Raw genomic sequence first — 9,713 nt, 5'->3', positions numbered from 1 at the left:
GGCCGGGTGGGAGTCCCCACCCGGCCCTCGCCGGTGCGTCCTGCGTGGCTGGCTCAGACGAGCTTGACGACCACGTTCCGGATGACCTTGTTGCCGGCCTCGTCAGCGATGAGGACCGTGACCTTGGCCTTCACCCGGTACTTGCTCTTGTCCTTCGCGCTGGCGTCGCGGTAGCGGTCCACGGCGCGCAGCACCTTCTTCGACGCCTTCTTGCCGACCCGCAGTGAGAGGGAGGCGACGTCGCCGGACCCCGTGCTGGTCGCCGAGGTGGTCCGCAGGGTGATCGCCTTCGTGCGGCCGGCGATCGTGATCATCCCGGCGCCCGTCGCGGTGATGCTCTCGGAGGCGGTCGCCCTGACGACGACGCGCAGCTTCTTGCCCTGTCGCTGGGGCGCCTTCGTCTTGACCACGGCACCGCTGACGGCCGTGTCGAGCGGCACGGGGGCCGTCGGCGTCGCGGTCGGCGTCGGAGTCGGCGTCGGAGTCGCGGCGGGGGCCACGCCCGCCGTCCACAGCTCGCGGCCGGCGGCCTCAGTGGCAGCAGTGAAGAAGAGCTCGCCATTGGCGTTGGTGATCCAGGAGGGGTTGCTCCCGTCGATTCCGGACCAGATGTCGGCGGCGACCGAGGTGTTGGCGGCAGTGCCGTCGGTCGTCCAGAGCTCGCGACCCTCGAGACCGCGGTCGGCGCTGAACCACAGGCGCCCGCCCACCTCGGTGAGGTCATAGGGATAGGAGTCGAAGGAGCCCGGCGCGAGGTCGGACAGCATGCTCGCCGAGGCGCCGTCAGCCTTCCACAGCTCGCGACCCGAGACGCGGTTCTGGCCTGAGAAGTAGACCGACGTGCCGACCACCGTGAGCTCGCGCGGGTAGCTGCTATCGGTGCCCGGGTTGGCGTCCACCACCAGCGCGGTGCCGGCCTCGGTGCCGTCGCTCCTCCAGAGCTCGGTGCCCGTGTCCTCGTTCCTGCCGGTGAAGTAGAACGCACCCCCCGCGGCGACACCAGCGCCATAGCCATACCAGCCGTATCCGCCCGCTCCGCTCGCGGGGCCGGCCCAAGCGTCCTTGACCAGGGTGGTGCCGGCCTCGGTGCCGTCGCTCGTCCACAGCTCACGCCCGTGGGTGCCGTCGTCGGCGGTGAGGAAGAGGGTTCCTCCGACCGCCGCCATCGTGGTGTAGTACACGCCCCAGTCACGGCCCGGCCAGATGTCCTTGACGAGGGTGGTCCCGGCCTCGGTGCCGTCGCTCTTCCACAGCTCGTAGCCGGTGGCGTCCTGGTAGGCGGTGAAGAACAGCGAATCACCGACCACCGCGGCCCGGTTGAAGTAGCCCAGGCCCCCGTTGTAGCCGTCGTTGATGTCCTTCACGAGCACGGTCCCGGCGTCGGTGCCGTCGCTCTTCCACAGCTCCGCTCCGGTCCCGGGCCGGTAGGCGGCGAACAGCAGCTCGTCACCGAGCTTGTTGAGCGCGCCGTAGTTCTGGGCGCCGCCGCCAGTGCCCGGCCAGACGTCCTTGACGAGGGTGGTGCCGGCCTCCGTGCCGTCGCTCTTCCACACCTCGCGTCCGTGCGTGCCGTCGTCCGCGGTGAAGAAGAGCGTGCCGCCGACGGCGGTGAGGTTCGAGGGGTAGCTCGGGCCGCCGGGGTTGATGTCGGCCACGCGCTGCGACCCGGCCGCGGTGCCGTCGGTCTTCCACAGCTCGCGGTCGCCGTCGGCGTCCGCCGCCACGAAGAAGGTGGTGTCCCCGACGGCCGTGAGGAGCACGGGGTCGGAGGACGCGGTGCCGGCCACCAGGTCGCCGACCTGCCGGGGGGTGACGTCGACCGGGCCCGCCTGGGCGGGCGCGACGCCCGCGAACGCGGCGGCAGCGGCGGTGACCAGGGTGCCGGTGACGGCCACCTTGCGGGTGCGTGCCCTGGCGCGCGCGGCCTGCGCCGCGCTCTTCCGGCGCTTCAAGAGCTTCTGACGCTGACGAGCCCCCACGGGCATCTCCTTACAACGGTGTGATCTGACCCCGAAACGATAGGTGTGATGCGTGAGGCACGTGGGACTACGGCGTTTTCTTTACCGTCACCCCCTCCTTGCGGGCGGTCAGGAGGGTGGTGCCGGGACGGCCCACGCCGTGCGGGCGATCTCGCTGCGCTCCTCCGCGACGTCGGGGAACCTGACGCCCGGCAGCACCGAGACGTCGAAGATCTCCCTAATGCGGTCCTCGAAGCGCACGGACGCCACGATCTCGCCGGTCCTGGTGTCGACGGCCCAGACGCCGCACTCGAGGCGAGGCAGCGAGGCGATGGGAAGTCCGCCGAACGTCGCCGTCTCCCGTGCCTGGGAAGTCCCGACGAAGGCCAGGTGGCCGTGGAACGAGAGTCCCCGTGCGAACCCAGGCACCTCGGCCACCGTGGTCGTCGTACCGGTCTCCGGGTCACAGGTGAGCAGCCGGCCGCGACCGGACTCGAGCACCCACAACCGACCGTCGTGCCACCGGGGGGAGTGCGGCATCGAGAGTCCCTCGACGACGGTCCGCCCGCTGGGCACCTCCAGCACGACGCCGCCGTCGGCCTTGCGGGCCCGCCATCCGCCGGCCTCGTCGCTCACGCCGAGTGCCGTGACGTAGCGGGGGACACCGTCCACCAGGGCGAGCCCGTTGAGGTGGCAGCGGTCCTCGGGCGCCAGGGCGCTGACGAAGGGCGGCTGCCAGCGCGGGACGAAGCTGTGGTCGGTGTCGAGCGTGGCCAGGCAGCTGAACTGGGTGGCCACGACCCACAGGCCCTCCGCGCCGAAGCCGAGGTCGTGCACGGAGATGTCGCCGGTGACGTGGGAGTTGCGCGGCACGAAGTAGGCGTCGTGGCTGCCCCGGGGATCGACGCCGGCGGCGAGCTCGGCGAAGTTGCGGTAGTCCAGGACCTCCGAGGCCACGCCCAGGGCGAAGCCGCGCGGGTGCAGCGCGATCCCCATGGGCCGGTCGAAGGCGCGCAGGTGCACGCCGAGGCGGCCTGCGTCGTGGCGCAGCACGATCACGCGGTCGGACTGGTACGTCGTGACCATCAGCGAGGAGCCCAGCGACTTCAGGAGCCCCGACAGCCCGTCGTCGTGGGCGGTCAGGCTGCCGGGGGCGGTGGTCGGCGCCAGGCTGGGGGCGACCGGGCGCGCCTGCGACCGCGCGCGCGCCACGAGCGCCCGGACGTCGTCGTCCGACTCGCCCTCGCCGGCGCCCTCGCGGGTGCCGCGGCCGAGTCCGACGGCCAGCTCCCGCAAGGGGCCGGACGAGAGCGGGTGCCAACCGAGGCCGAGGAATCCGAAGACCTGCTGTGCGGCATCCTCCGGCTCGGCGACGAGGTCGTCCACGTCGACGACGCGTCCTCGCTCGGGGCCCACCCGCTCGACGAGGTCCAGCGCCGACGCGGTGAGCTGCTTCCAGCCCCCGGGGGTCGGGGGCTGGTGGAGGTGGACGACGAACGAGTCCACCGACACCTCCTCGCGGCGCTCGTCGTCCGCGTCGAAGACGAGCGGCCGGGACGGGGCGTGCGCGTCATAGCGGTCCGGGTCCAGGCGGGCGTGGTGCTCGGCCCGCGCCTCCCCGGTCCACGGGACCACCGCGCTGGCGTCCCAGGCCCCCGGGGCCATCAACAACGAGGCCCGGAGCGCGTCGTACGCGGGACCGGTGCTGCCGGTCACGAGGACCGGGCGGGCGGTGCCGGGGTCGCTGGCAGGGGTGGGGACGGTCTGCGGGGTGGACATGGCGTGGGATCCTTCCACGGCGCAGCCTCGCGCGAGCTCGGACGCGCCCGTCCCGTCCCGCACGCTGGCCATGCCACCATCCGAGACTCGCGTTCCAGATGTTGGGACGACTGTCACACTCGCTTGACGCCGGACAGCCCCGGCGACGACGGTTGTCACATGCGCACCGAGATTCTTGTACGCACGCGACGCGTGAGCTGAGGCCCCAGGCCGCAGGCACACGCGTCACCCCTCGTCGCCCACTGGGCCGGGGGGTTTTTTGTTGGGCAGGGCACGACCGGACGAAGAAGGCGGACCATGACGGAGCAGGGCGGGCAGGGCGGCGGGACGGTCTCAGGGGCACAGAGCCTGGTGACCTCCCTGGAGGCGGCCGGGGTCACCGACATCTTCGGCATCCCGGGTGGAGCGATCCTCCCGGCGTACGACCCGTTGATGGACTCCACCCGGATCCGGCACATCCTGGTCCGCCACGAGCAGGGCGCGGGCCACGCCGCCCAGGGGTACGCCGCCGCGACGGGCCGGGTGGGCGTCTGCATGGCCACCTCCGGCCCCGGCGCCACCAACCTCGTCACCCCGCTGGCGGACGCGCACATGGACTCGGTGCCCCTCGTGGCCATCACCGGCCAGGTGGGCGCCTCGATGATCGGCACCGACGCCTTCCAGGAGGCGGACATCCGCGGCATCACGATGCCGATCACCAAGCACAACTTCCTGGTCACCGACCCTGCCGACATCCCGGGCAGGATCGCCGAGGCCTTCCACATCGCCTCCACCGGTCGCCCGGGTCCGGTGCTCGTCGACATCGCGAAGTCGGCGCTGCAGGCGCAGACCACCTTCGCGTGGCCGAGCGAGCTGCACCTGCCCGGCTACCGTCCGGTCACCACGCCGCACGCCAAGCAGATCAGGGAGGCGGTGCGCCTGATCAAGGACGCCCGCCGCCCGGTCCTCTACGTCGGCGGCGGCGTGATCCGCGCCGGCGCCTCGTCGGAGCTGGCCCGCCTGGCCGCGCTCACCGGCATCCCGGTCGTCACCACGCTGATGGCTCGGGGCGCGTTCCCCGACAGCAACCCGCAGAACCTCGGCATGCCCGGCATGCACGGCACGGTCGCCGCGGTCGCGGCGCTGCAGAAGAGCGACCTGATCATCAGCCTCGGTGCCCGCTTCGACGACCGGGTGACCGGCAACCTCGATTCCTTCGCTCCCCACGCCCTCGTCATCCACGCCGACATCGACCCGGCCGAGATCGGCAAGAACCGCCACGCGGACGTGCCGATCGTGGGGGACTGCAAGGAGGTCATCGCCCAGCTCGTGGCGGTCCTGACGGCCGAGGGTCCCGACGCCGACTACGAGGCCTGGGTCGCCTTCCTCTCCGGCGTCAAGCAGCAGTACCCGCTCGGCTACGACACCCCGGCCACGGGCCTCGCCCCGCAGTACGTCATCGAGCGGCTCGGCGAGATCTCCGGCTCCGACACGATCTTCACCTCGGGCGTTGGCCAGCACCAGATGTGGGCCGCGCAGTTCATCGGCTACGAGAAGCCCAACACGTGGCTCAACTCCGGCGGGCTCGGCACGATGGGCTACTCGGTGCCCGCGGCGATGGGTGCCAAGGTCGGCATTCCGGACAGCACGGTGTGGGCGGTCGACGGCGACGGCTGCTTCCAGATGACCAACCAGGAGCTCGCCACCTGCGCGATCAACGACATCCCGATCAAGGTCGCGATCATCAACAACGAGTCGCTCGGCATGGTCCGCCAGTGGCAGACGCTCTTCTACAACGAGCGCTACTCCAACACCGACCTCCACTCCAAGCGGATCCCCGACTTCGTCAAGCTCGCCGACGCCTACGGCTGCGTCGGGCTCGCCTGCGAGTCGCCGGAGGAGGTCGACGCCACGATCGAGAAGGCCATGTCGATCAACGACCAGCCGGTCGTGGTCGACTTCCGGGTGCACCGTGACGCGATGGTGTGGCCGATGGTCGCCGCCGGCACCAGCAACGACGAGATCAAGTACGCCCGGGACCTGGCGCCCCAGTTCGACGAGGACGACGTCTGATGGACCGCTGGCTGAGCAGCGAGCGTGTCGAAACCAAGGAGATCCGATGAGCAAGCACACCCTCTCCGTCCTGGTCGAGAACAAGCCCGGCGTGCTGGCCCGGATCGCCGGCCTGTTCTCCCGCCGTGGCTTCAACATCGACAGCCTCGCGGTCGGTCCGACCGAGCACCCCGAGGTGTCCCGGATGACGATCCTCGTCAACGTGGCCGAGTCGCCCCTCGAGCAGGTCACCAAGCAGCTCAACAAGCTCGTCGAGGTGATCAAGATCGTCGAGCTCGACGGGGCCGGCTCGGTCAACCGCGAGCTCCTGCTGGTCAAGGTCCGCGCCGACGCGAGCACCCGCGGCGCGGTGCTGGACGCCGTACAGCTGTTCCGGGCCAAGGTGGTCGACGTCTCGCCCGAGGCCGTCACCGTCCAGGCCGTGGGCAACGCCGACAAGCTCACCGACCTGCTCCGGGTGCTCGAGCCCTTCGGCATCCGCGAGCTCGTGCAGTCCGGGATGGTCGCGATCGGGCGCGGCTCGCGCTCGATCAGCGAGCGCCCGCAGCGCCCGGTCGCCGTGCCCGCGCCGCCCAGGGCCGTCTGACCCACCACCGCCAGCACCCTCACTTAGCTCCACCACCCTGAGAAACCCACCGATGAAGGAGAGCCCCCAGTGGCTGAGATGTTCTACGACGACGACGCGGACCTGAGCCTGATCCAGGGCAAGAACGTCGCGGTGATCGGCTACGGCAGCCAGGGCCACGCCCACGCCCTGTCCCTGCGCGACTCCGGCGTCGACGTCCGGATCGGCCTGCAGCCCGGCTCCAAGAGCCGGGAGAAGGCCGAGGCCGAGGGCCTGCGCGTCCTCACCCCGCGCGAGGCCGCCGAGGAGGCCGACCTGATCGTGATCCTCGCCCCCGACCAGCACCAGCGCAAGCTCTACGCCGAGGAGATCGAGCCCGCGCTCACCCCGGGCGACACCCTGGTCTTCGGCCACGGCTTCAACATCCGCTTCGGCTACATCACCCCGCCCGAGGGCGTCGACGTCTTCATGGTCGCCCCCAAGGGCCCCGGCCACCTCGTGCGTCGTGAGTACGTCGACGGGCGCGGCGTGCCCGTCCTCGTCGCGGTCGAGAAGGACGAGTCGGGCAGCGCCTGGGACCTCGCCCTGTCCTACGCCAAGGCCATCGGCGGTCTGCGCGCCGGCGGGATCAAGACCACCTTCACCGAGGAGACCGAGACCGACCTGTTCGGTGAGCAGGCCGTGCTCTGCGGCGGCGCCTCGCAGCTGGTGATGTACGGCTTCGAGGTGCTCACGGAGGCCGGCTACCAGCCCGAGGTGGCCTACTTCGAGTGCCTCCACGAGCTCAAGCTGATCGTCGACCTGATGTACGAGGGCGGGATCGCCAAGCAGCGCTGGTCGGTCTCCGACACCGCCGAGTTCGGCGACTACGTCTCCGGCCCGCGTGTGATCACCCCCGACGTGAAGAAGAACATGGAGGACGTGCTCGCCGACATCAAGAGCGGCGCGTTCGCCGAGCGCTTCATCACCGACATGGACAACGGGTCCCCGGAGTTCACCGAGTTCCGCAAGAAGGGTGAGGCGCACCCGATCGAGCAGACCGGCCGCGAGCTGCGCAAGCTGATGGCCTGGGTGAAGTCGCACGACACCGACTACGTCGAGGGCACCTCCGCCCGCTGACTCTCAACATGAGGTCAGCCTAACTTAGGTTAGGCTGACCTCATGTTGGCGAACTACCTGATCGGGTTGCGCGAGGGGCTGGAGGCCGCCCTCGTGGTGAGCATCCTGGTCGCCTACCTGGTGAAGACCGACCGCCGACGCCTGCTGCCCCGTGTGTGGGCCGGCGTGGGCCTCGCGGTGCTGATGAGCGTCGGCCTCACCCTCGGCCTCGGCCTGCAGAGCCGCCAGCTCACGTTCCGCACCCAGGAGCTCGTCGGCGGTGCGCTGTCGATCATCGCGGCCGCCTTCGTCACCTGGATGATCTTCTGGATGGCCGGGGCCGCGCGCTCCATCGCCGGCGAGCTGCGCGGGCGCGTGGACGCCGCCGCGGACTCGCGCTGGTCCCTGGTCGTGGTCGCCTTCCTCGCGGTCGGCCGCGAGGGGCTCGAGACCGCGCTGATCCTCTGGACCGCCGCCCGCACGGCCACGGGGCGCGACCTGCCCGACGCCGCCCCGGTCACGTCCGAGCCGCTCCTCGCCGCCGTGCTCGGCATCGCCACGGCCGTCGTGCTCGGCTACCTCGTCTACCGCGGCGCCGTCTCGATCAACCTGACCCGCTTCTTCGCCTGGACGGGCGCCCTGCTCGTCCTCGTCGCCGCCGGCGTCCTGTCCTACGGCATGCACGACCTGCAGGAGGCCGGCGTGCTGCCCGGCCTGGGCGCGGTGATGTTCGACATCACCCACGTGCTGCCGCCCGACTCGCTCGTCGCGACCCTGCTCAAGGGCTTCTTCAACTTCTCGCCGGCGACCACGTGGGTCGAGGGCGTCGTGTGGCTCGCCTACGTCTGCGTCGTGCTCCCGCTCTTCCTCTCGCGCATCCGACGGCGCACGCAGACCCCCACCCCACGCCCTGACCCCGAAGGAATCCCCGCATGAACCGCACTGCCATCGCCCTCCTCGGCGCCACCGCGCTGGCCGCGACCCTGGGCGCCTGCGGCACCGAGAGCACCGCACCGACCAGCTCCTCGGGCGCGTCCGGCGACGCCGGCGACGCGCGTGCCCTGACCGTCGACTCCTCCGCCGACGCGTGCACGCTGTCGGCCGCCGAGGCCCCCGCGGGCACGCTCACCTTCGACGTGACCAACTCCGGCGACCAGGTCACCGAGTTCTACCTCCTCGACGAGGACGGCCTGCGCATCGTCGCCGAGGTCGAGAACATCGGCCCCAGCATCACCCGCGCGCTGACCGTCAACGCCCCGGCGGGGACCTACGTCACCGCCTGCAAGCCGGGGATGACCGGCGAGGGGATCCGCGGCGAGCTCACCGTCACCGAGTCCGACGAGGAGGTCGAGGTCTCCGCCGACGAGCAGGAGCTCGTCGACCAGGCCGAGGCCAACTACGCGGCGTACGTCGAGGACCAGTCGGCCCAGCTGCTCGAGAAGACCCAGGAGTTCGTCGACCTCTACGCCGCCGGCGACGACGACGCGGCGCGGGCGCTCTACCCGGTCGCGCGCACCCACTGGGAGCGGATCGAGACCGTGGCCGAGTCGTTCGGCGACCTCGACCCGCTGATGGACGCCCGCGAGGCCGACCTCGAGCCGGGCCAGGAGTGGAGCGGCTGGCACCTCATCGAGAAGGACCTCTGGCCCCAGCGTGCCGAGGACTACACCCCGCTCACCGACGCCGAGCGCACGTCGTACGCCGACGACCTGCTCGCCCACACCGAGGAGCTCGACTCCCGCGTGCAGGAGCTGACCTACACGGTCGACGCGATCGCCAACGGCTCGCGCGGCCTGCTCGAGGAGGTCGCGACCGGCAAGGTCACCGGCGAGGAGGAGTACTGGTCGCGCACCGACCTGTGGGACTTCCAGGCCAACGTCGACGGCGCCCGCGTCGCCTGGGAGGGCGTGCAGCCGATCGTCGCGGAGAAGGACGCCGACCTCGCCGACCAGCTCACCACCCGCTTCGACGAGCTGCAGGTCCTCCTCGACGAGCAGCGGGAGGGCGACGGCTTCGTCTCCTACGACGAGCTGACCCCCGCGCAGGTCAAGGCGTTCTCCGACTCGGTCAACGCCCTCTCCGAGCCGCTCTCGCGCCTCACTGCGGCGGTGCTGTCCTGACCGAGCAGAGGCCGGGCTCCCGGCTCAGCAGGCGTGGCCTGCTGGGTGGCGGGGTCGCGCTCACCGGCGCCGCGGGTGCCTTCGCCGCCGGGCGTACGACGGCGCACGCGGAGGTGTCGACGGCCGGCGCCGGCGGCGGCC

At 71.3% G+C, this 9,713-nt stretch carries 7 protein-coding genes; 5 read left to right on the top strand and 2 right to left on the bottom strand.

What is annotated here, in order from left to right; genetic code table 11:
• Positions 1–53: 53 nt before the first annotated feature.
• A complete protein-coding gene (locus JWN97_RS07845; RefSeq protein ID WP_297621002.1) occupies positions 54–1,979 on the bottom strand; it encodes an ELWxxDGT repeat protein in 1,926 nt (641 codons plus the stop codon).
• 108 nt (positions 1,980–2,087) lie between these two features.
• Complete coding sequence (locus JWN97_RS07840) at positions 2,088–3,737, bottom strand: TIGR03032 family protein (protein WP_297620999.1); 1,650 nt, start codon at positions 3,735–3,737, stop codon at positions 2,088–2,090.
• Positions 3,738–4,034: 297 nt separating this feature from the next.
• Between JWN97_RS07840 and JWN97_RS07835 the strand changes: the two genes are divergently transcribed.
• The 5 genes from JWN97_RS07835 to efeO all read left to right on the top strand — a co-directional run bounded on the left by JWN97_RS07835 (position 4,035) and on the right by efeO (position 9,572).
• Positions 4,035–5,789, top strand: coding sequence for an acetolactate synthase large subunit (locus JWN97_RS07835; RefSeq protein ID WP_297620996.1), 1,755 nt, complete (start codon positions 4,035–4,037; stop codon positions 5,787–5,789).
• Between the two features lie 46 nt (positions 5,790–5,835).
• Entirely contained in the window at positions 5,836–6,375 is a 540-nt protein-coding gene (ilvN, locus tag JWN97_RS07830; protein ID WP_297620993.1) for an acetolactate synthase small subunit, read from the top strand.
• Positions 6,376–6,444: 69 nt separating this feature from the next.
• Positions 6,445–7,473 (top strand): ketol-acid reductoisomerase, encoded by a 1,029-nt coding sequence (gene ilvC, locus JWN97_RS07825; protein ID WP_297620990.1) that lies wholly within the window; start codon positions 6,445–6,447, stop codon positions 7,471–7,473.
• A gap of 42 nt (positions 7,474–7,515) precedes the next feature.
• Entirely contained in the window at positions 7,516–8,388 is an 873-nt protein-coding gene (efeU, locus tag JWN97_RS07820) for an iron uptake transporter permease EfeU (protein WP_297620987.1), read from the top strand.
• On the top strand, positions 8,385–9,572 hold the full coding sequence (efeO, locus tag JWN97_RS07815) for an iron uptake system protein EfeO (RefSeq protein WP_297620984.1): 1,188 nt from the start codon (positions 8,385–8,387) through the stop codon (positions 9,570–9,572). Before efeU ends, efeO begins: the two co-directional genes overlap by 4 nt.
• The last annotated feature ends 141 nt before the right edge of the window (positions 9,573–9,713 follow it).

Origin of the sequence: Nocardioides sp., assembly GCF_025965415.1 — a bacterium.
Classification (GTDB): Bacteria; Actinomycetota; Actinomycetes; order Propionibacteriales; family Nocardioidaceae; genus Nocardioides.
The sequence above is the reverse complement of the archived record's forward strand: the minus strand, read 5'-3'. Positions and strand labels throughout refer to the sequence as shown.

Excerpts from the sequence above, each read along its gene's own strand:
- JWN97_RS07840 (WP_297620999.1), bottom strand. The coding sequence starts at position 3,737 with ATGTCCACCCCGCAGACCGTCCCCACCCCTGCCAGCGACCCCGGCACC.
- JWN97_RS07835 (WP_297620996.1), top strand. The coding sequence starts at position 4,035 with ATGACGGAGCAGGGCGGGCAGGGCGGCGGGACGGTCTCAGGGGCACAG.
- ilvN (WP_297620993.1), top strand. The coding sequence starts at position 5,836 with ATGAGCAAGCACACCCTCTCCGTCCTGGTCGAGAACAAGCCCGGCGTG.
- efeU (WP_297620987.1), top strand. The coding sequence starts at position 7,516 with ATGTTGGCGAACTACCTGATCGGGTTGCGCGAGGGGCTGGAGGCCGCC.
- efeO (WP_297620984.1), top strand. The coding sequence starts at position 8,385 with ATGAACCGCACTGCCATCGCCCTCCTCGGCGCCACCGCGCTGGCCGCG.